18 protein-coding genes are annotated in these 21,115 nt (G+C 36.4%); 6 read left to right on the forward strand and 12 right to left on the reverse strand.

What is annotated here, in order from left to right:
• Nucleotides 1-31: 31 nt before the first annotated feature.
• The 6 genes from GTK57_RS10445 to ahcY form a co-directional block, all read right to left on the reverse strand.
• Nucleotides 32-1,255, reverse strand: a complete 1,224-nt coding sequence (locus GTK57_RS10445; protein WP_163123351.1) for a multifunctional CCA addition/repair protein — start codon at nt 1,253-1,255, stop codon at nt 32-34.
• 80 nt (nt 1,256-1,335) lie between these two features.
• A complete protein-coding gene (locus GTK57_RS10450; RefSeq protein ID WP_163123354.1) occupies nt 1,336-3,615 on the reverse strand; it encodes an NADP-dependent malic enzyme in 2,280 nt (759 codons plus the stop codon).
• Between the two features lie 143 nt (nt 3,616-3,758).
• On the reverse strand, nt 3,759-6,626 hold the full coding sequence (locus GTK57_RS10455; protein ID WP_163123357.1) for an EAL domain-containing protein: 2,868 nt from the start codon (nt 6,624-6,626) through the stop codon (nt 3,759-3,761).
• A gap of 150 nt (nt 6,627-6,776) precedes the next feature.
• Nucleotides 6,777-7,490, reverse strand: a complete 714-nt coding sequence (locus GTK57_RS10460) for a 16S rRNA (uracil(1498)-N(3))-methyltransferase (protein WP_152874282.1) — start codon at nt 7,488-7,490, stop codon at nt 6,777-6,779.
• Nucleotides 7,491-7,517: 27 nt separating this feature from the next.
• Nucleotides 7,518-8,354, reverse strand: coding sequence for a methylenetetrahydrofolate reductase [NAD(P)H] (gene metF, locus GTK57_RS10465; RefSeq protein ID WP_152874281.1), 837 nt, complete (start codon nt 8,352-8,354; stop codon nt 7,518-7,520).
• Between the two features lie 144 nt (nt 8,355-8,498).
• Nucleotides 8,499-9,881, reverse strand: coding sequence for an adenosylhomocysteinase (gene ahcY / locus GTK57_RS10470; protein WP_152874280.1), 1,383 nt, complete (start codon nt 9,879-9,881; stop codon nt 8,499-8,501).
• 416 nt (nt 9,882-10,297) lie between these two features.
• On the opposite strand from ahcY, the gene GTK57_RS10475 reads away from it, so the two are divergent.
• Together GTK57_RS10475 and GTK57_RS10480 are read left to right on the forward strand one after the other, a co-directional pair.
• Nucleotides 10,298-11,062, forward strand: coding sequence for a DUF481 domain-containing protein (locus tag GTK57_RS10475; RefSeq protein ID WP_163123360.1), 765 nt, complete (start codon nt 10,298-10,300; stop codon nt 11,060-11,062).
• 52 nt (nt 11,063-11,114) lie between these two features.
• Nucleotides 11,115-11,630 carry a cysteine peptidase family C39 domain-containing protein gene (locus tag GTK57_RS10480; RefSeq protein WP_163123364.1) on the forward strand — a complete coding sequence of 172 codons (516 nt, stop codon included), beginning with the start codon at nt 11,115-11,117 and terminating at the stop codon, nt 11,628-11,630.
• Nucleotides 11,631-11,687: 57 nt separating this feature from the next.
• On the opposite strand, the gene GTK57_RS10485 is transcribed toward GTK57_RS10480, so the two are convergent.
• The 4 genes from GTK57_RS10485 to GTK57_RS10500 all read right to left on the reverse strand — a co-directional run bounded on the left by GTK57_RS10485 (nt 11,688) and on the right by GTK57_RS10500 (nt 14,835).
• Nucleotides 11,688-12,203 (reverse strand): tetratricopeptide repeat protein, encoded by a 516-nt coding sequence (locus GTK57_RS10485; RefSeq protein ID WP_163123367.1) that lies wholly within the window; start codon nt 12,201-12,203, stop codon nt 11,688-11,690.
• A gap of 85 nt (nt 12,204-12,288) precedes the next feature.
• Complete coding sequence (locus GTK57_RS10490; RefSeq protein WP_163123370.1) at nt 12,289-12,627, reverse strand: DUF3325 domain-containing protein; 339 nt, start codon at nt 12,625-12,627, stop codon at nt 12,289-12,291.
• On the reverse strand, nt 12,624-14,483 hold the full coding sequence (locus tag GTK57_RS10495; protein ID WP_163123373.1) for a PepSY-associated TM helix domain-containing protein: 1,860 nt from the start codon (nt 14,481-14,483) through the stop codon (nt 12,624-12,626). Before GTK57_RS10495 ends, GTK57_RS10490 begins: the two co-directional genes overlap by 4 nt.
• Nucleotide 14,484: 1 nt before the next feature.
• Complete coding sequence (locus GTK57_RS10500; RefSeq protein WP_152874273.1) at nt 14,485-14,835, reverse strand: hypothetical protein; 351 nt, start codon at nt 14,833-14,835, stop codon at nt 14,485-14,487.
• Between the two features lie 515 nt (nt 14,836-15,350).
• On the opposite strand from GTK57_RS10500, the gene GTK57_RS10505 reads away from it, so the two are divergent.
• Entirely contained in the window at nt 15,351-15,611 is a 261-nt protein-coding gene (locus tag GTK57_RS10505; protein WP_152874272.1) for a hypothetical protein, read from the forward strand.
• Nucleotides 15,612-15,692: 81 nt separating this feature from the next.
• On the opposite strand, the gene lipA is transcribed toward GTK57_RS10505, so the two are convergent.
• Nucleotides 15,693-16,706 (reverse strand): lipoyl synthase, encoded by a 1,014-nt coding sequence (lipA, locus tag GTK57_RS10510; protein ID WP_152874271.1) that lies wholly within the window; start codon nt 16,704-16,706, stop codon nt 15,693-15,695.
• 206 nt (nt 16,707-16,912) lie between these two features.
• Here lipA and sthA point away from each other — a divergent pair, with 206 nt between their 5' ends.
• The gene (gene sthA, locus GTK57_RS10515; RefSeq protein ID WP_152874270.1) at nt 16,913-18,328 is read left to right on the forward strand and encodes a Si-specific NAD(P)(+) transhydrogenase; all 1,416 of its coding nucleotides are present in this window, start codon (nt 16,913-16,915) and stop codon (nt 18,326-18,328) included.
• A 128-nt stretch (nt 18,329-18,456) separates the two neighbouring features.
• On the forward strand, nt 18,457-19,110 hold the full coding sequence (locus tag GTK57_RS10520; RefSeq protein ID WP_163123376.1) for a YIP1 family protein: 654 nt from the start codon (nt 18,457-18,459) through the stop codon (nt 19,108-19,110).
• Nucleotides 19,111-19,187: 77 nt separating this feature from the next.
• Here the strand turns inward: GTK57_RS10520 and GTK57_RS10525 are convergent, their stop codons facing one another.
• Nucleotides 19,188-20,048, reverse strand: coding sequence for a pirin family protein (locus GTK57_RS10525; protein ID WP_152874268.1), 861 nt, complete (start codon nt 20,046-20,048; stop codon nt 19,188-19,190).
• 104 nt (nt 20,049-20,152) lie between these two features.
• Here GTK57_RS10525 and GTK57_RS10530 point away from each other — a divergent pair, with 104 nt between their 5' ends.
• Entirely contained in the window at nt 20,153-21,058 is a 906-nt protein-coding gene (locus tag GTK57_RS10530) for a LysR substrate-binding domain-containing protein (protein ID WP_163123379.1), read from the forward strand.
• The last annotated feature ends 57 nt before the right edge of the window (nt 21,059-21,115 follow it).

The following is a 21,115-nucleotide window of genomic DNA, read 5'->3' on the forward strand; positions in this document are numbered from 1 at the left end:
TTGAGGAGTTTTTGTTTAGGAAAAGTTCAATTTATTCATATTGATGTTTAAGTTCAGCAATGGCTTGAATACGACGTTCAATCAACATCTCACCAATTTCTTGACCTTTAACATCGGCAGGTAAGTCTTGTGCTTTAATATTACGAACCACTTGAATGGCATCGAAAATATATTTAGATTGCGGATATTCACGGTTTTCTAAACCTAAACGACCTCGTGAATCACATTCACATGCTTGAACAAAAGCTTCAACACGTTCAGGTCTACGAAGAACATCTAAACGCTGTAGTAAACGCCACAAAGTCCCAGGTTTTAAAGTTAAAGCCTGATGGCACTTCAAGTGCTCTTTGCAAACAGCAAGTGCAAGTTGCTTGGTATTTGTTGGAACTTTTAAACGATCACAGACTTCGGTGACAGGTTTAACGCCACGTTCTTCATGCATGATATGACGTGGTAATTCATCTTTAGGTGTAAGAGCTTTACCTAAGTCGTGAACCAAAACAGCAAAGCGAACATCTAAACTATAATTCGCTTTACACGCTTGCTGTAAAGACATCATGGTGTGAATACCACAATCAATTTCAGGATGATATTCAGGGCGCTGCGGAATACCGTAAAGCGCATCTATTTCGGGAAATAAAACCTTTAAAGCACCACATTTACGCAATACTTCAAAGTACTCATCTGCATGATTTTCCATAAGCGCGCGAGAAGTTTCTTTCCACACACGTTCAGTGGTTAATGCCTCTAACTCACCCGATTCTGCAAGTTGTTGCATCAGTGCTAATGTTTCAGGTGCAACGCTAAAACCTAAGGCTTTATAACGTGCAGCAAAACGCGCAATACGAAGTACACGCAAAGGATCTTCAATAAATGCATTCGATACATGGCGTAAAATTTTATGGTCTAAATCTTTTTGACCATTATAAGGATCGTAGATTTTACCGTCATCATCCATTGCAATCGCATTAATGGTTAAATCACGACGAATTAAATCTTCTTCGAGTGTGACACTTGGGTCTGTATAAAAAGAAAAGCCATGATAACCATGTCCAGACTTGCGTTCTGTACGGGCTAAGGCATATTCATCTTTAGTATCTGGATGTAAAAAAACAGGAAAATCTTTACCTACAGGTTGATAGCCCGAGGCGATAAGTTGTTCAGGCGTTGCACCAACAACGACATAATCTTTTTCGTGATAGGGGTAACCGAGTAAATGATCTCGAACAGCACCGCCTACTAAATAAACTTGCATGAAAAAACCTCTATTCTTGAAGCCATCATGCAACAGAATAGAGGTTTTCTCAAGTCTAAAAAGCTGTCTTTACAGACAGATTATAGTGCTTCTTTTTCGTTTTCTTGAATTTCTGCAACAGTCAAAGCAGTCATATTCACCACACGACGCGTTGTCGCTGTTGGCGTTAAAATATGCGCTGGTTTTGCAGCACCTAAAAGAATAGGGCCAATTGTTACATTATTACCAGAAGTTGCTTTCAACAAGTTGAATGAAATGTTGGCTGCATCAAGGTTAGGCATAATTAATAAGTTTGCAGAACCTTTGAAACGTGAGTTCGGGAATGCAAAATGACGAATATTTTCATCAAGTGCAGCATCACCGTGCATTTCACCTTCAACATTAAGTTCAGGTGCAATTTCTTGTAAAATTTCAAATACTTTACGCATTTTTTGTGCGCTAGGATCAGTTTGATCTGAACCGAAGCTAGAATGCGAAAGTAATGCGATACGTGGCGTAATACCAAAACGACGTACTTCTTCAGCCGCTAAAATAGTCATTTCAGCAAGTTGTTCAGCAGTAGGATTTGTATTTACATAAGTATCTGCAATGAATAAATTACGATCTTCAAGCATTAATGCATTCAGCGTGAAGAAGTTATTACGACCTTCTTTTAAGCCAATAATGTTACGCACGAAGTCTAGGTGAATGTCATAGCTAGAATAAGTACCACATAACATACCATCTGCTAAACCGTGTTTAACAAGCATTGCCGCAATAAGTGTAGAACGACGACGAGTTTCACGCTGTGCATATTCAGGTGTAACACCTTTGCGTTGCATGATGCTGTAGTAATCATCTGCAAATTTTTCGTAATCAGGATTTTTTTCTTGATCAACGATAGTGATGTTCACACCATGTTCAAGACGTAAGCCTAATTTCTTAATATTTGCTTCAATTACCGCAGTACGACCAACAAGAATAGGTGTTGCTAAGCCTTCATCTACAGCAATTTGAACGGCACGAAGAACACGTAAATCTTCACCTTCAGCATAAGCAATACGCTTAGGATCTGTTTTTGCTTGAGCAAAAATAGGTTTCATCATGAATGCAGAGTTATAAACAAACTCAGACAAACGTTGACGATAATGTGCAAAGTCTTCAATAGGACGTGTTGCAACACCAGAATCCATTGCTGCTTGTGCAATTGCAGGTGCAATTTCAAGAATTAAGCGTTGATCAAGTGGGCGTGGAATTAAGTAATCACGACCAAATGATGCAGATTTTTCACCATAAGATGCAGCATCTGCTTCAACATGTGCCATACGGGCAATTGCATGTACACAGGCAATTTTCATTTCTTCATTAATTGTCGTTGCGCCAACATCTAAAGCACCACGGAAAATATATGGGAAACAAAGTGCGTTGTTTACTTGGTTTGGATAGTCCGAACGACCTGTTGCCATGATGACATCAGAACGTGCTTCATGTGCATGCTCAGGTAAAATTTCAGGATCTGGGTTTGCTAAAGCGAAGATGATTGGATCTTTCGCCATTTGCTTCACCATATCTTGCGTCAAGATACCCGCAGCAGAAAGACCTAAGAACATGTCTGCACCTGACATTACATCGGCAAGTTGTGTGCCTTCAATATCTTGTACATATGCTTTTTTAGATTCATCAAGACCTTGACGTTGAGTCGTTAATAGACCACGTGAATCAGCAACAACGATGTTCTCTTTCTTCGCACCAAGTGCACAAAGTAAGTTCAAGCAAGAAAGGGCAGCAGCACCTGCACCTGAAGCAACAATTTTGATTTCATCAATTTTTTTGCCATTCAATTGCAATGCATTTAATAATGCTGAACCAACAATAATAGATGTACCGTGTTGGTCATCATGGAACACAGGAATATTCATGCGTTCACGTAGTTTTTGCTCAATATAGAAACATTCTGGTGCCTTGATATCTTCAAGGTTAATACCACCAAAAGTAGGTTCTAATGCCGCAACAATATCGACAATTTTGTCAGGATCATTTTCAGCAATTTCGATGTCAAATACATCTACACCTGCGAATTTTTTGAAAAGTACACCTTTACCTTCCATAACAGGTTTAGATGCTAAAGGTCCAATGTTACCTAAGCCTAAAACTGCAGTACCGTTACTCACAACGGCTACAAGGTTTCCGCGAGCTGTATACAAAGCTGCTTTTGATGGATCTTTTTCGATTTCTAAGCAAGGTGCAGCAACACCAGGTGAATAAGCAAGTGCTAAATCATGCTGGTTAATGAGTTGTTTGCTTGGAGTAACGCTGATTTTTCCCGGAGTAGGAAATTCGTGGTAATACAAAGCCTGCTGCTTTAATGATTGATCGTCCATCTTTATCTCTTTTGTTACATTATTGCTAGTACATCTAGCGGATACGTGCTTTCCTTTAGGAATATACCATTAGTTGATCTATTCGGACAGACAAAGAAGCTCAAAATTCCTGCATTCTTGAGTGCTTCATGTATGCGTTTGTATCAGATAGAGGGGTGTATTAACGTACTGTTTGATTTTAAAAATTCTGTTGCATTATTTTCTGCTAAAGGTTTAGAAAATAAGTAACCTTGCGCAAGATGACAATCTAATTTATTTAAAAAATTCAGTTGCTCACGAGTTTCAATTCCTTCAGCAACAATAGTCATTCCCATGGCTTTCCCCATGGCAACAATAGCACTAATGACCGCTTCTTGTTTTTGCTCACCAATTTTAGAGACAAAGCTTTTATCAATTTTTAAAATATCAATTGGAAAGTCGGTTAAATAAGATAAAGATGAATATCCTGTTCCAAAATCATCAAGCGAAATTTGAATATTACGCTCTCTAATGGCATTAAGGGTCGTTCTTATTGCACATGAATTTTCAAGTAAAGATGACTCTGTCAGTTCTAGTTCTAGGTTTTGACCAGAGATTTGATATTTATTCATTACCTCATCAATAGTGCTTAATAAGTTACCTCGATGTAATTGTTGTGCAGCAACATTGAAAGATACGCGAATATTGTCATATCCCATTGTTTTCCAAATTTGAATTTGTTTAGCTGTTTTAGCAATGACAATTTGACCAATTTCAGAGATGAGACTAGTTTGTTCCGCAATAGGAATAAATATATTGGGTGGAATAATGCCTTTGGTTGGATGTTGCCATCTAACAAGTGCTTCAAAACCTTGAATATGATGATCTGAAAAATAAACTTTTGGCTGATAATAAACAATAAGTTCATCATTATGAATGGCATGTCTTAATTCACGTTCGAGTTGAACATTATTATCGACTAATTTACTCATTCCAGTTGAATAGGTTTTAATTGTATTGCCGCCTAAACGTTTTGCTTCAAATAAAGCTTGTTCTGCGCAGTTGTTTAAATAATCAATTTGTCGACCATGTTCAGGGTAAAGTGCAATTCCCATAGAAGCAGTAATAAGATGCTCTTCATCATTTAAAATAAAAGGGGTGTGAAGGGATTTTATAATGCGATCGCAGTGTTCTTTTATGGATGGTCGAATGTGTGAAACTTCATATACAATTGCGAAATTATCACTATTTAAATGCGCAACAATAAGAGCTTCAGCTGTCGCTAATCTTAAACGTTGTGCAAATTGACGTAGTAATTCATCTCCACCACTGTTGTTTAAATAATCATTGATTGGGCGGAATCTATCGATATTTAAACGAATAATTGCCAGCTGTTGAATAGAATCTTGCTGATTCATTAAATATTGGTGTAATTGTTCGTGATAATAAAGACGATTTGGGAGATCAGTTAGTTTGTCGTAGTTTTCTAAATAAGATAGACGTTGTTCTTGGCGTTTATGCTCTGTCAGATCTGAAATAATACCAATATAGTTAATGGTTCTATTTTGATCATCTTTTACTGCATTGATATGAAATCGAATAGAAACTTTTTTTCCAGATAAAAACTTTTCAGTGACTTCACCATCATATATACCGTGCTGCATAATTTCAGCGATGATTTTATTGTGGTTGCTACGTTGGTGTGCTTTATAATTTTCTGAAATATCAAAAATATGCTTACCAATAATTTGTTCACGTTGAAAGCCCACCATATTTTCAAAGAATGGGTTAATTTCAATGTAGTTAAAATCTTCATCTAAAACAATAATACCTTCAGCCGCTTGTTGTAGAACACTTGCTGTGAGTTTTAAACGTTCTTGATCTTGGCGTTCTTGATGAATGTCACGTCGAATTCCGACCATGTGTAAAGGGTGATTTGAATCGGGGGCACGTAAAATAACACTACCAATGTCATGTACCCAAAACCATTTGTCATCGGATCTTTTTACCCGATATGTCGCTTCAAAACGTTCTGTAATACCCCGTAAATGTAAGCGCATTTCCGTTTTAAAATGTTCTATATCATCGGGGTGGATGAGGCTCATTAATTTAGCACGGTGCACATCTGAATCTTTAAGATGCGTTTTGTTTAATTTATCTGTAAATGTAATTTTTTGATCTGTGATATTCCAATCCCATGGGATTAAACCTGCAATGTCATGGGCAAGAACAAGGTTAGTTTGTTTATTTTTTAAATCCCGATGAATGTTTTCTAAATCTTTTGTACGTTCTTTGATTTTTTCTTCCAGTGTCTGGGAATAGTTTTGTAATTTGAAACCAGCTTCTTGTGATTTCTTCATTTCAATATTGATCTGTTCATTTAACTGTTTAGTTATATCAACTTGTAGCTCGGCATCTTTAGCAAGTTGTTGGTTCTTAAAATTAAATCTGGTGAGATGTTGCTGAAAAGTTGTAGATATGTAGGCGCAAATGACTAACATAATGAGCGCGAAATTGATGGTAAATAAAAACAGTGGGTATTTATCTAAAGTTAATACAGATTCTAAAATTGTCAGTGGCGTTATAATTGGGAAAAAGAAAAGTAAGAAATAACGAATTCGTTGCGTTAAAAAAGTAATTGCAAATAATAAACAAACAATCACCAAAAGCGTGACTAATGCAACTGCTTCAAATAAATTAAATCCTTGAGTTAGATGAGGAAGATGCGCATAAAGGAGATAAATACCTAATGCGATTAAAACACCGCTGCTAAAACAAATAAAGTGAATCCAATAATTTGCAATTTTTAAGTTGTATTGATCGGGTTTAAAGTATTGAAATAATAAGAGTAGATTAACACCTATAAAAGAAGCTGTTAATATCATCCAAATATTGAGGTGATATGAAGAATAATAAAAAAAGGTGTAAATAACGTGAATAAATAAAGATATTGCAAAAATACTTGCTAAAAAGTACCGAAATACGTGTAGCGTATCTGATATTTGAGTCGCATAAAGGTATTGATCAAATGACTGATCTTGTATTTCTGCCATGAAATAAACCTTATTTACCTACGAAACTTCGTAAAATATTTTCGTATTTGTATTGATCGGTGATATGTATATTTATTTTAATCAAGCATCTCAGGTTAATTTGAATTACTTGAAAAATCAATCACTAATATGACGATTTTAACCTAAAAATTAATTTAAATTAAAGTTCAAAATAGACAGGGCAACAATAGGTGCAGTTTCAGTTCTTAAAACACGCTCGCCAATACACCAATTGATGAATCCTTTGCTGTTTGATAATGCAATTTCAGCTTCACTTAAACCGCCCTCAGGACCAATCAGTAAGGCGATATCTTTAGATGCATTTTGAAGTACATTCACTTCATCTTTATTGGGTGCAAGGACTAATTTTGTGGTGGGTAGTTGAGTATCTAGCCATTTTTCTAGGCTTAATGGTGCAAGAATTTTTGGCACAGTGTTTAAGCCACATTGTTCACACGCTGCAATTGCAATACCTTGCCAATGATCTAATTTTTTTTGATCGCGATCATATTTCAAGCGCATTTCGCAACGTTCAGAAGTGAGTAACTGGATTTCAGATACACCTAATTCAACGGCTTTTTGAATGGCATAATCCATGCGGTCACCTTTACTCATCACCTGACCAAGTAGGGCGGTAAATTTAGGCGTACGATTATCTGAATTAAAACTTTTGACAAAAACAGAAGCAGATTTTTTCGCAACCTCGGTGAGTTCAACTTCATATTCACCACCTTGTCCATTGAACAAAGTGGCAGTTTCACCCACTTGAGCGCGTAAGACTTTAACCCAATGGTGAAAAACTGTTTCTGTAAGTTCTACAGTTGTTTCTACATTTAGGTCTGCTTCAATAAAAAAACGAGGCATTTAATCTCTCTCAAATGGGTGGTAGCTTTATGCTAAACCTAAGTCTAGAACAAGCTGACGGTTTGGTTCAGTTTGGTTCATTGTATAGAAATGTAGACTAGGTGCACCACCTTCAATCAGGCGTTCACAGAGTTTTAAGTTCACTTCATGACCAAATGCTTTAATACTTTCGACATCATCACCATAAGCTGCAAGTTGCTTACGAATCCAACGTGGAATTTCAGCGCCTGTACCATCGGCAAAGCGAATTAAATTGCTTGCATTGGTAATTGGCATAATGCCTGGGGCAACAGGAATATTTACACCTTCTTTTTGAATGCGTTCTACAAAGTAGAAATAAGCATCTGGATTAAAGAAGAACTGTGTAATAGCTGAATTTGCACCTGCATTGGCTTTTTCACAGAAACGTTTGATGTCTGCATCGAAGCTATCTGCTTGAGGGTGCATTTCAGGATAAGCAGCAACTTCAATATTGAAGTAGTCCCCAGAATGTTCACGAATAAAGCGAACAAGATCTTGTGCGTAAGGTAATTCACCTAAGCCCACTTGACCAGATGGCAAATCCCCACGAAGTGCCACAATACGGTCGATACCTTGTGATTTATAGATATCTAATAATTCAGTAATTCGAGCTTTGTCGTCACCAATACAAGAAAGGTGAGGAGCGACAGGTGTACCTTTACCATTAAAATCGTTCAATGTAGATAAAGTGCGCTCGCGAGTTGAGCCACCTGCACCATATGTTACAGAGAAAAATTCAGGATTCAGTAACTGAAGTTCTTTATGAACTGTACGTAATTTTTCCGCACCTGCATCAGTTTTAGATGGGAAAAATTCAAATGAAATTGGAACACGTTTAGACATTTTAAATCCTATTTATAAATACTGATTTGATTTAACCTCTCCCTAACCCTCTCCTGATAGGAGAGGGAACTTTACACCTAGATTAAAATAGGATGTGTTCCTTCTCCCTTTGGGAGAAGGCTAGGATAAGGGTAAAATTAAAACTTAGTATTTATAAGTCTCAGATTTAAACGGACCTTCAACAGGAACGCCTAAATAATCTGCTTGAACTTGAGTTAATTGAGTTAACACACCACCAAAACCTACAACCATTGCCGCAGCAACTTCTTCATCTAATTTCTTAGGAAGGAGTTCTACACGAATAGCTGCTTGTTTTTGATCTTCAGGAAGATCTGCAAATTTTTCAGCAAATAAATGCATTTGACCCAATACTTGGTTGGCAAAAGAACCATCCATTACACGTGATGGGTGACCAGTTGCATTACCAAGGTTAACCAAACGACCTTCAGATAAAAGGATTAAATAATCGCTGTCATTTTCTGAACGGTAAACTTGGTGAACTTGAGGCTTAACTTCAACCCACTTATAACCACGTAAGTAGTTTGTGTCGATTTCAGTATCGAAGTGACCGATGTTACAAACAACTGCGCCTGCTTTTAATGTATCAAGCATTGCTGAATCGCAAACGTGGTAGTTACCCGTTGTTGTTACGATTAAGTCGGTATTTTTAAGAAGATCAACATTTACATCTTCTTTTTTACCTGTTTGAACGCCATTTTTGTATGGAGATACAACTTCATAACCGTCCATGCAAGCTTGCATAGCACAAATTGGATCGATTTCAGTTACACGAACAATCATGCCTTCTTGACGAAGAGATTGAGCAGAACCTTTACCCACATCACCATAACCAATTACAAGCGCACGACGACCAGATAAAAGCATATCTGTACCGCGTTTAATTGCATCGTTTAATGAGTGACGGCAACCGTATTTGTTGTCATTTTTAGATTTAGTTACAGAATCGTTTACGTTGATTGCTGGAACTTTAAGTGAACCGTCTTTCCACATTTCTAGAAGACGTTGAACACCTGTTGTTGTTTCTTCAGTAATACCGTGGATTTTAGCAATTAGCTCTGGATATTTTTCGTGAACAACAGCAGTTAAGTCACCGCCATCATCCAAAATCATGTTGGCATCCCAAGGTGTACCATTCACATTAATTTGTTGTTCAAGACACCACATGTATTCTTCTTCAGTTTCGCCTTTCCAAGCAAAAACAGGAACACCAGAAGCCGCAATTGCAGCAGCAGCGTGGTCTTGAGTAGAGAAGATGTTACATGAAGTCCAACGAACTTCTGCGCCTAATTCAACTAATGTTTCAATTAAAACAGCAGTCTGAATGGTCATGTGGATACAGCCGAGAATTTTCGCGCCTGCAAGGGGTTTAGCTGCTGAATAGCGTTTACGCAAACCCATAAGTGCAGGCATTTCAGCTTCAGCAAGTTTAATTTCTTTGCGACCGTAGTCAGCTAAATTGATATCGGCAACTTTATAATCTGTAAATGAAGCATTAACCGCGTTCATTAGGATCTCCTTGTTATTAAATAACAATAAAAATAGATAGGATCATGATGTTCGCGGATGCCGTTGTTGGTTTTTCTTAAAATGAATAAACCGATGGTCGAGCCTAGCGATTTCACGTTGCTTTTTTTGAAAAAAATTAGCTTGTGAAAAAGTCGCAGCACCCCTCGACTAGTGAACTATTCTACTTGGAAAATGATTGAGTTCCAATCTTAGATTAACCAATAGCAGATCAAAAAATAACAATAAAGTATGTTTTTCAACGCAACAGTGAATAAAAGGCAGTTAAAAATTAAGTGAAGGTTTGTAAGGCTAGACAATGATTGAGTACACATTTGTAGATTTAAGTGAGTTTATTTTATTCTCACTATGAAGCTGTGATATTTTTGCGCGTTTTTATTCAATGCAGGCATGATGACATGCAAAAAATATTGATTTTAGTTGCAAGTATTTTTGTTATGCATAGTGCTTATGCAGGTGTTTTAGAACCTAAACGAACAGATCCTGGTGCAATTACAGTAGATAAAGATTTTCGCTTAGAAACAGATTTAGGATACTTAGTGAATAACAGTAGTTCTAAAAATGGAAGTTCAAAGCAAGATAACTTGACAGCTCATATCTTATTCCAAAAAAAATCAGATGATTGGGGGCAAGAGTTTATTGCAGATGCCGTGAGTACGCATGGGAATAGTTCTGCTCAAAATATAGAACGCTATTATCTTTCAGGAAAGATTTTGCATCGGAGTTCAAATGTCGTTTACCGATTTGGGAAAATAACGGCTGAAAAAGACTTAACAAGCATTTTTGATCATCAAATTACAACATCAATTGGGTGGGGAGTTGATGTTTTAAAAAGTGATAAAGTGAGTTTGTCTTTAGAAATGGGCGGTGGTTATCGATATAGTCAGTTGCAAGAATCGGAAGATGGTAAAGCAATGCATGAAGGAACGGGAACGTTGGCAGGCTTTTATACCTATCAAATTTCTCAAGATATACAATTTAATCAGGACATTTCATTTGAGCTCGGGAAAGATTCCAAAGTACTGCGTTCCCGTAGTGCATTAAGTGCAGATTTAACAAAGAAAATCTCTGCTGTAGCCAGTTATAGTATTAAAAATGTGCAAGCAGATGAAGGCGACAATAGAGATTCACTCCTTTCTTTAGGTTTGCGTTATCGATATTAAATGCGATAAATAGCACTTAGCTGTATGATTGCTTGTATTTAAAGGGGAAGACATGTCATTAGAAATACCTGAAGAGTTAGCAAATCTTGAAGCGAATGGCGGAATTTATGCGGTCTGGATGTTGCTCCAACATTTAGGTATCGATGCTGAAATTTCACAACTCATTCAAGTCTGTGGGCATGATATTGAATATGGTTCTACAACCATTGGTTTAGCTGTTGGTTTAAAGAAATTTGGTTTCAATGTTCAGTTTTATACAGAAGAAGATCCTGATATGCAGGAACAAGAAAAACTGAACTATGCTGAAGCAAAAGCACTTGATTTACCTGTGTTGCCTGTAATTGAATATTCAGACATTCAAAAAGCATTTGAGCAAAATAAATTTGTGATTGTGTATTACGATACTTTAGAAGGACTAGGCAATCATTCGCTTGTGTACGATGTTAACCAATCTGAAATTTGTTTCTTTGATAGTTTTGATGCGATGGCAAAAGAAGTTTTTGAGCAACAACGAAAAGTGGAAGGTATTTGTCGACAAGCCATTGTTGTAGATGCAAATCATATCTAATCTGTTTATATATTTCTCTAAAAAAGCCCAATATAAATTGGGCTTTTTATTTCAATATTATTTTTCAGCGTCTTGGACTTTTTGATGCCAATAATCTGCTTTTTCTTCGTCAGCATCTACACCTAAAGCATTTTCATAAATAAATGCTAAATCTCGCATTGCTTGTACTTCACCAAGTTCAGCGGCTTGTTTAACTAGTTTTACTGATTTTTCGACATCTTTTTCAATGACATCACCACGACGGTAATATCCTGCCAATTCTAAAGTTGCAGCAGGATGTTTTTGCATATTGGCTTTACTTAACCAGTAATAGCCCAATTCAAAATGTGCTTTTGATTCTTCAGGATCTTCTTCAGAAAGGTCTTTTGCATAAACGGTATAGCCTTCACCCAACCAATACATGGCTTCCACATGACCATTTTCAGCAGCTTTTAAAGCCCATTCTTCCGCAAGAATGATGTCATCGTCATGCTCACTTTCCATATACAATTCTGCAAGTTCAAATTGTGCTTTTGCATGACCTGCTAAGGCTAAATTAGCAAGAGCAGAAGGGATTGAAATAGGTTCTGACATATGAATTCCACGGCAGTATTTGTAAATACTCAAGATCAATAAAAAAGCCAATCCGAAGATTGGCTTTCACATTATAGCGTGCTTTCTAAATGAGGTGGAATACTCCGCTCAAAATCACAATAAATCCTAGAATTAACGTGAATAATTTCATTTTATGGCTGTAATAACTCAAGCAAAGTCCAACAGCTAGAGCTGAGAATGTTAAAACACCCATCCAATAACTGATGCCATTACTTAAAGTACTTGGACTTACACTCAATACCAGTGAGATTGCAAGTAAAATCCAACCACAAACTTGTGCTAAATGACCTTTAGATGCGTCAAGTTCTTGAGCAAAAATTTGCTTTTGATGTTTAGACATCGATGCAGCCAAAGAAACAAAACCTAAACTGCTTAAAGACCAAATCAAGAGAAAACTCATCATGCTTTAGACTCCACTGATGTTGCAGTCTTATTCGTTTTTTTCTTTCCTATACCTTGATGCTTTTTAACTTTTTGATAAGAAAAGAAAAACAAAATTGCCAAAACCCACATTGCTAAATCAAAACTTGCAATGACCCACTGACCATTTGCAATGGTGTTCCAAATTGCTTGACCACCTGTCAAAAAGTTAAGAATAGGTAATAAGGCAAAAAGGGCAGTTGCAAGAACTAAAAGTTCTAACCAAGCTTGGCGATGTGTACGGAATATTGGATAAATTAGAGTGATTAACCACACGATAAAGAATGTACGGATTTCCCAATTTAAACGCATTTCCATATCGGCAGGAATAAAACGATTGGCGTAAAAATATGCAGCACATGCAATAGGTAAACCAATAATTGCGGCAATGTTTGTTACTTCAACAACACGATATCCAAAAGATTTGTAACCTTGCTTTTGCTGTTGAGGGGCACGTTTTACACACCATAAGATTAAACCTGTTGCCACCATCATTGTGCCAACAATACCTGATAAGAATAAAAGCCAACGTAGAGCTAAATCTACGCCACGAGCTTCGTGTAATGTTGTGACAACATTATAAATGCCCATAGGAACAGAAGGATTTTTTAAGCGAGTATTTTCATCCGATATGTTTTTACCTGTAACGCCGTCAAACTCTAAACTTTCATAAACATTACGATAAGCAACACTTTTACCATTTAATGCACGAAGTTCAATTTTGGCTTGATTGGTATTTGGCGCAATAATATTAATGGTTCCAATAGGATTAGAACCCCATTGTTTTTGAGTTTCACTCACAATAGGTGCAATATTGACAAGTTCAGCAGGTTTTAATTCTGCTTTTTCACGTCCACGACGTCGCTCACCACGACTTTCACCAGATTCACCATGATTGTTTCTTACCTCACCACCATTTCTAGCAGATTCACCACGATTCATTCTAGATTCACCGCGTGGTTCACTCATGTTTTCGCGGTTATTTTGAGCTGCTTTATCACCGTCGCCACGCACTTGTTGCTGATCTGCCGAACGCCCATCTCGTTGAGTATTCTCTGAATGAGATCTTTCAGATTTTTCAGAACGCGGTTTATTTTCTTCAATGAGGGCACGGTTTTGTTCTTGTAAAAATGCACCACGATTTTCATATATGCGCTCTATTCCCCAAGGCATAATTGTGAATAGTAGTAAAAGCAAACCACTAAAGGTAATCATAATATGAAAGGGTAGGGCAAAAACAGCCGTTGCATTATGCGCATCTAGCCAAGAACGTTGTCCTTTGCCTGAGCGAAATGTGAAGAAATCTTTAAAGATTTTTTTATGGGTGATAATACCGCTAATAATAGCAACCAACATAAACATGGTTGCTATTCCAATAAACCAGCGTGTCCAAATACGAGGCATGCCATAAAGTTCAAAATGGAAACGATAAAGAAAACTGCCACCACGAGTTTCTCGAGCTTCTAAGCGTTCACCTGTTGCACTATCAATTGCAATTCGAGTTCCACCACGACGTGCACGTGGGTCTTCACCTTGTTCCCGAATTGTAATTTGTGTGGTGTTTTGGCGTGAGTTTGGAAGTTGAATGCTCCAACTACCCGCATCTGGGTGATTTTTTTGTAAGTAATTTAAAGCGACTTGAGTTTGTTGAATTTGAGATTCTTGCGGGACAGATTGATGAAGTTCTGGTTTCATCCAAACAGTAATTTCATTTTGAAAAAAACTTAATGTTCCTGTAAGGAAAATTGCATAAAGCAACCAACCTAAAATTAGACTTGCCCATGTGTGTAGCCAAGCCATAGATTGGCGAGGACCTTCCTGTTTTGCATCTACACGCATGTTAATTCCCTAAAAAATAATAAACTGTAAACAATAAAATGCTTGGAATAATGATGCCTAAGCTCGCTTTTAGTGTTTTATTCACCATAAACACCCAAATAAATGCACATGCCCAAAGCGTAAAGGCAACTAATGTTGCACTCATGGCTGCATTACCTCGGTCTTCAGAAAAAGTTTGTGCAATGACAATAGCTGAGAGCGTAGCAAGAGCGTATCCACCCACAAGTGCGAGTGCAAAGCGGTAAAAAATCATTAATCGATACGTAAAAATGGATGGCTTTGCCTTGGTTTTTGCTAACGATGAGCTAGAAACAGGCATTGTAGAGATGGCATCTATTTGTGAGCTATTCATAAGTGGAATATCGGATGTAGGTGAATGTGAAAATTGGTAACGATAATGATAACAATTATTATTAAAAGTTAAAACAGTAAATAAGCAATTAGTTATTTTAAAAAACAAGAGATTAAGAGCGTATAACTTAATTATTTCTTTATTCTTAATAGTCCAATATCTATTAAGTAGAAGGGGTTGTGATTTAGAGTGTAATTTAGAGTAAACTTTTTAGAGGTTTTTGTATGTTATTATTGATGAATAATATGGGCTAATCTTCATATTGATAATATAAATATTAGAATAAATTGTTTATTGGGCTAGTACTCGATTATATCATTTGGTTAAAAGACCGCTATAACGGCTTTTTACAGCTGAAAATGATAATGAAATGTGTGTAAAATGAAAGTTTACTTGAGTAAATGCTAAAAATATATCAGATGCATAAAGTAACAGAACCTTACAGTTACTAACTTGTATGGAATTTAATCAAAAATTATTCTTCTTATTAATTAGTATGTTATGAATTTAAGAATATGTCGGTTTTTTTGAATGTTGATAAAGAAAAAAATTTTGCACAAAATATAAGTTACGATATAAGTATATATAAGCAACATTTAGCGCAGTTAATTGAAGATAATGCTGAAAGTGGAAATACGGCTGTTTTTACTGTTTTACCTAAACATTTAACTTTAAGTGAAATCCGTTGTTTGACTTCGAATTTGACTGAATTGGGGTATATCGTTCGATTTGAAGTTAAAGAGCTTTATTATAATTTTAATGTGCATTGGAATTAATTTAATGAAGAGTTGGTTCATGCTCTAAATTCGTTTAAATAAAAAAAGCCCTCAAGTGAGGGCTTTTTTTATTTCTTTGTTTTAAGCTTCAATTGTTTGAACTGCAATTTTTTTAGCAGGATCAGCTTTACGACGTACAACAGGAACAGGTTCGCCATAATATTGACGATCTGCAAAGTAGCTTGAACGAACCATAGGTGCTGCCCAAATATTACGGAAACCTAATTTTTGACCATGTGCTGTGTAGCGTTCAAATTCTTCTGGTGTTACAAAGCGATCAATAGGTGCATGTTCTTTTGATGGTTGTAAGTATTGACCAATCGTGATGTAGTCCACACCATGTGCGTGTAAATCATCAAGTAGTGCAATCACTTCTTCTTCTGTTTCACCAATACCGACCATCAAACCGCATTTTGTTGGAACATCTGGGCAGTATTCTTTAAACATTTTTAATAGGTTTAATGAATGTTGATAGTCAGAACCTGGGCGCATTGCTTTGTACAAACGTGGCACAGTTTCAATGTTGTGGTTGAATACATCAGGAGGGCATTCCGTCATAATACGAAGTGCAATATCCATACGACCACGGAAGTCTGGAACTAAAATTTCTAATAGTGTTTTTGGACTAAGATCGCGAGCTTCTTTAATACAGTCAACAAAATGCTGAGCACCGCCATCCAATAAATCATCACGGTCTACAGAAGTAATCACTGCATATTTTAAACCAAGATTTGAAATGGTTTCTGCCATATGGCGTGGTTCATCTGGATCTAAGGCATTTGGACGACCATGTGCAACATCACAGAAAGGGCAACGACGTGTACAAATATCACCCATAATCATAAAGGTTGCAGTACCACCACCAAAACACTCAGGTAAGTTTGGGCAAGCTGCTTCTTCGCAAACGGTATGAAGTTTTTGAGCACGTAAAGTCGTTTTAATACGCTGAACTTCATCAGGCGCAGCCATTTTTACACGAATCCAATCTGGCTTACGCGGTGTTTCAACCGTAGGAATAACTTTTACAGGTATGCGAGCGACTTTTTCTGCACCACGAAGTTTGACACCCTGTTCTGGTTTACGGTTTTCTGACATATGCAACTTTTCCACTGTTTTAATATGAGGAGATATACAAAAATATAGCTTTATTATAGCGAAGTTCGTTTTAAATAGGGGGAAAACGGTATTCATTTAATAAATGTTGTTATCACATAATATGTGTGAGCTAAATACACCAATTTGAAATAATATCAGTCATAATATGGCAATGATTAAAGATGAATTTGATTAAGGAGCATTGAATGGCGCGTAAAAAAGAGGTCGTGAGTGGGAATTTCGTGAAATACGATGCTGTAGTCCTTGGTTCAGGCCCTGCCGGTGAAGGTGCTGCGATGAAACTTGCCAAGTCAGGCAAGCGTGTTGCAATTATCGATATACGTGAACAACTAGGTGGTAACTGTACACATGTAGGGACTATCCCAAGTAAAGCATTACGTCAAACTGTGTCTAGTATCATTCGTTATCAACGTGACCCGATGTTCCAAAAAGTTGGTGAGTGGAAGCAATTCACCATGAAACAGGTGCTGCGTAATGCACACAAAGTGATTCAACAACAAGTAGATACGCATTCACGCTTTTATGACCGTAATAAAATTGATGTTTTTCATGGTCGTGCTTATATCCAAGATAAAAATACAGTATTGGTATTTAGCCAAGAAGGCATCACTGAAACTATTATTTTTAAACAGCTTGTTATTGCGACAGGTTCACGCCCATATCATCCACAGGGTCTAGATTTTAATCATCCACGTGTATTTGATTCAGACAAAATTTTAGATTTAGATTACTCGATTCGTAAAATTATTATTTATGGCGCAGGTGTTATTGGCTGTGAATATGCATCGATCTTTATTGGTCTAGATCATAAAGTTGATTTAATCAATACGCAGCAAAAGCTATTGAGTTATCTAGATGATGAAATTGCAGATGCATTGTCATATCACTTACGTGAACAAGGTGTATTGATTCGTCATAACGAACAGATTAATCATCTTGAAACTTTTGATGATCATGTTGTGTTGCATTTGCAAAGCGGTAAGAAAATTAAAGCCGATGCCATTTTATGGTGTAACGGACGTTCGGGTAATACCGATGGTCTAGGCTTAGAGAATGTAGGTATTACACCAAATAGCCGTGGTCAGTTGGCTGTGAATGATCAATATCAAACAGAAGTTGAAAATATTTTTGCTGCTGGTGATGTGATTGGTTGGCCTTCGCTTGCTTCTGCTGCATATGACCAAGGTCGTTGCGCAGGTTCGAACATGAGCGGTGAAGAAAATGTTAAACCTGTTAAAGATATTCCAACAGGTATTTATACGATTCCCGAAATTTCGTTCTTTGGTAAAACTGAGCAGCAGTTAACTGAAGAAAAAATTCCGTATGAAGTAGGTCAAGCATCTTTCCGTCATTTGGCGCGTGCGCAAATTACGGGTGATACTGTAGGCGAGCTTAAATTATTGTTCCATCGTGATACTTTAGAGCTTTTAGGTGTGCATTGCTTTGGTAATAACTCATCTGAAATTGTGCATATTGGTCAGGCAGTAATGCAAAGTGGAAACAATACGATTAAGTATTTTGTTGAAACCACATTTAACTACCCAACAATGGCAGAAGCGTACCGTGTAGCAACTTTAAATGGTATGAATCGTTTATTCTAATTTGCATAAATGATGAATAAAAAACCGCATTAAATATGCGGTTTTTTATTGCTGAATATTAATCCCATATAGAATATAATGAATTAAATAAAAGTGAAAATTTATAATTTAAAAATAGGAGATGCTTAATGAATGTTGATGAACCAAGATCAACTGAATCTATATCAAGTATAAAACGGTTGGTTCAATTATTTATTCGTCCTAAGCAATTTTTTAGTGATTTTAAACACTTAAATCGAGAATCTTCATATATCTTTGCATATATTGTCGCTATGTCCGTTTTTATGGATAGGGTGGATAGTCAATTAATTAAAAATGATGTTTTAAATGGTGGAAGCCTAGAAAAGTATGATTGGTTGATTCATACGTGGATTAAATATTGGGGCTTTACTGCAATTATTGCGATATTTTTTGCATTCTTTATTTGGTTTGTTTATGGCTGGTGGTATGAAATGCGCTTGAAATGGTCGGGTGTAGAAAATCAGTCATCGACCCTCATTCGTCAAGTAAATATTATGCAATTGTCTATTATGGCAATTCCTGTAGTTATAATTACATTGGTGCAAACAGCTGTATATCCAAATTATGAACAGGCATTTTTATCACCTGAAATGTATTCGGCACTTATTTTAATATTTTTTAATATTTATTCATGCTGGGTGAGTTATGTTGCGGTAAAAAATGTATTTAATGCAAATAAATATGCATTATTGTGGTTTTTATTTTTACCATTGATTATGTATGCCAGTGCAATTTTAATAATTGTAACGCGGTTGATATAACAAGCAATATCACTAAATGATTAAATTTTAACCTAAGAAATAAAAAAGCTCCTAAAAATGAGGAGCTTTTTATGGTATTAAAAATCACCATTTCTAAAGTCAGTAAATGCTTTTTGAATTTCTTCCTCTGTATTCATGACAAATGGGCCATGTGCAACAACAGGTTCATTCAAAGGCTCACCACTTAAAATGAGTAATTTAGCATTAGATAATGTATTTACCTTAACGGCTGATGTATTGGCATTGACATAAAGTGTTTGCATGGAATGGTATGTTTTTCCATCGACACTGATTTCACCACTTAAAATAAAGATCATTGTGTTCCAGTTTGGATTTAAGTCAAAACTGTGTTCAGTATTAGCATTTAAACGAACATCTAAAACATTCATAGGGCTAAATGTTAGAGCAGGGCCTGAGAGTGTTTGATCATTTTGAGTATATTCACCCGCAATGACACGAACTATACCGTGCTCATCATCAAGCTTAACTTCAGGAATATTGGCTTCGGTTAACTCTTGATAACGTGGTTCGGTCATTTTTGCAGTACTAGGTAAATTCACCCAAAGCTGAACCATGTCTAATGTACCGCCAGTTTTAGCAAATGCTTTTGAGTGATGTTCTGCATGTAAAATTCCTTTACCTGCAGTCATCCATTGCACTTCATTTTTGCCAATTTGACCTTTATTACCTTTAGAGTCGAAATGTTCAACTTCACCATCATAAACAATGGTTACTGTTTCAAAGCCACGGTGAGGATGCATGCCAACACCACGTTGGTGATCTGTTGGCGAAAATTGGTATTCACCTGTATAGCCCATGACTAGAAATGGACTTGTTGCGTTGCCCATTTCATGCATAGGTAACATCGAATTTGTTGGAAAGCCATCACCAACCCATGTGCTTCTATCACTGCTATATACACGTTGAATTGTATTCATATTAATACCTTAAATTTTTATATCGTTATGCTCTTATTATTGCGGTATAGTTCAAGAATGACAGGGCGATTAATTCAACAGATAATTCCAAAAATGCAACAATTATGCAAAATTTAAACGACTATTACTATTTTGTTCAGGTAGTAAAATACCAAGGTTTTAGTAAGGCAAGTGAAGCTTTATCTATTACAAAATCAAAGCTTTCTAGACACATCAGTGGTTTAGAGGAGCGTTTATCTGTGCGCTTAATTCAGCGAAATACGCGTAAATTTGCGGTGACTGAAATTGGGCAACAGTTCTATGAACATTGCTTGAAAATTCTAGAAAATGTGAGCGATGCTGAAAATTTTATTCACAGTACATTACAAGATGAGCTTTGTGGAACAGTCAATATTTCCTGTCCTGTTGCTTTGGTGGAATTTCCTGTTGGGAAAATGGTTGTTGAATTTATGCAACAGCATTTAGATGTACATGTGAAACTAATTGCAACCAATGAACGCATAGACATTATTGAGCAAGGCATTGATTTAGCGATTCGGGTACGTCATCTACCTTTAGAAGATAGTGATTTAGTTGTACGAGGTTTGGATGCATGGGAACATGTGCTTGTTGCATCTCAGTCATTATTAAATCAATTTGGAATACCTAAAACTTTAGATGACTTGTCGACTTTACCAAAGATTGGTTTTAACCGACCAAAGCATTATTGGGATTTTAGACATGAAACAGACGATGTTATTAAACAAGTTCCATTTGAACCTCGCTTAAAAACAGATAGTTTTTCTGCAATGAAATCTGCAACATTGGCGAGTATTGGTATCGCATCTTTACCCAAAATATTTGTGAAAGATGAACTAAAATCGGGTGAGCTTGTTGAATTGTGTCCTGAATGGAAACTTCCTGAAGGTGTGATACATGTTGCCTATGCATCTAGACAAGGAATGTTGCCTGCAGTAAGGGAATTGCTTAATTTCTTATTAGAAAAATTTAAAACTTTAGATATGAATTAATCAAAAAAAGGGAGTATTTAGCTCCCTTTTTTTATTTTAATGGGTGATTCTTACTTA

It is taken from the genome of Acinetobacter portensis, assembly GCF_010646905.1.
Classification (GTDB): domain Bacteria; phylum Pseudomonadota; class Gammaproteobacteria; order Pseudomonadales; family Moraxellaceae; genus Acinetobacter; species Acinetobacter portensis.

Coding starts and splice junctions, on each gene's coding strand:
- GTK57_RS10490 (WP_163123370.1), bottom strand. CDS start 12,627: ATGATGAGTTTTCTCTTGATTTGGTCTTTAAGCAGTTTAGGTTTTGTT.
- GTK57_RS10520 (WP_163123376.1), top strand. CDS start 18,457: ATGAATGTTGATGAACCAAGATCAACTGAATCTATATCAAGTATAAAA.
- lipA (WP_152874271.1), bottom strand. CDS start 16,706: ATGTCAGAAAACCGTAAACCAGAACAGGGTGTCAAACTTCGTGGTGCA.
- GTK57_RS10495 (WP_163123373.1), bottom strand. CDS start 14,483: ATGCGTGTAGATGCAAAACAGGAAGGTCCTCGCCAATCTATGGCTTGG.
- GTK57_RS10480 (WP_163123364.1), top strand. CDS start 11,115: ATGTCATTAGAAATACCTGAAGAGTTAGCAAATCTTGAAGCGAATGGC.
- sthA (WP_152874270.1), top strand. CDS start 16,913: ATGGCGCGTAAAAAAGAGGTCGTGAGTGGGAATTTCGTGAAATACGAT.
- GTK57_RS10445 (WP_163123351.1), bottom strand. CDS start 1,255: ATGCAAGTTTATTTAGTAGGCGGTGCTGTTCGAGATCATTTACTCGGT.
- GTK57_RS10460 (WP_152874282.1), bottom strand. CDS start 7,490: ATGCCTCGTTTTTTTATTGAAGCAGACCTAAATGTAGAAACAACTGTA.
- GTK57_RS10505 (WP_152874272.1), top strand. CDS start 15,351: ATGTCGGTTTTTTTGAATGTTGATAAAGAAAAAAATTTTGCACAAAAT.
- GTK57_RS10530 (WP_163123379.1), top strand. CDS start 20,153: ATGCAAAATTTAAACGACTATTACTATTTTGTTCAGGTAGTAAAATAC.
- ahcY (WP_152874280.1), bottom strand. CDS start 9,881: ATGAACGCGGTTAATGCTTCATTTACAGATTATAAAGTTGCCGATATC.
- GTK57_RS10455 (WP_163123357.1), bottom strand. CDS start 6,626: ATGGCAGAAATACAAGATCAGTCATTTGATCAATACCTTTATGCGACT.
- GTK57_RS10485 (WP_163123367.1), bottom strand. CDS start 12,203: ATGTCAGAACCTATTTCAATCCCTTCTGCTCTTGCTAATTTAGCCTTA.
- GTK57_RS10450 (WP_163123354.1), bottom strand. CDS start 3,615: ATGGACGATCAATCATTAAAGCAGCAGGCTTTGTATTACCACGAATTT.
- GTK57_RS10475 (WP_163123360.1), top strand. CDS start 10,298: ATGCAAAAAATATTGATTTTAGTTGCAAGTATTTTTGTTATGCATAGT.
- GTK57_RS10525 (WP_152874268.1), bottom strand. CDS start 20,048: ATGAATACAATTCAACGTGTATATAGCAGTGATAGAAGCACATGGGTT.
- GTK57_RS10500 (WP_152874273.1), bottom strand. CDS start 14,835: ATGAATAGCTCACAAATAGATGCCATCTCTACAATGCCTGTTTCTAGC.
- metF (WP_152874281.1), bottom strand. CDS start 8,354: ATGTCTAAACGTGTTCCAATTTCATTTGAATTTTTCCCATCTAAAACT.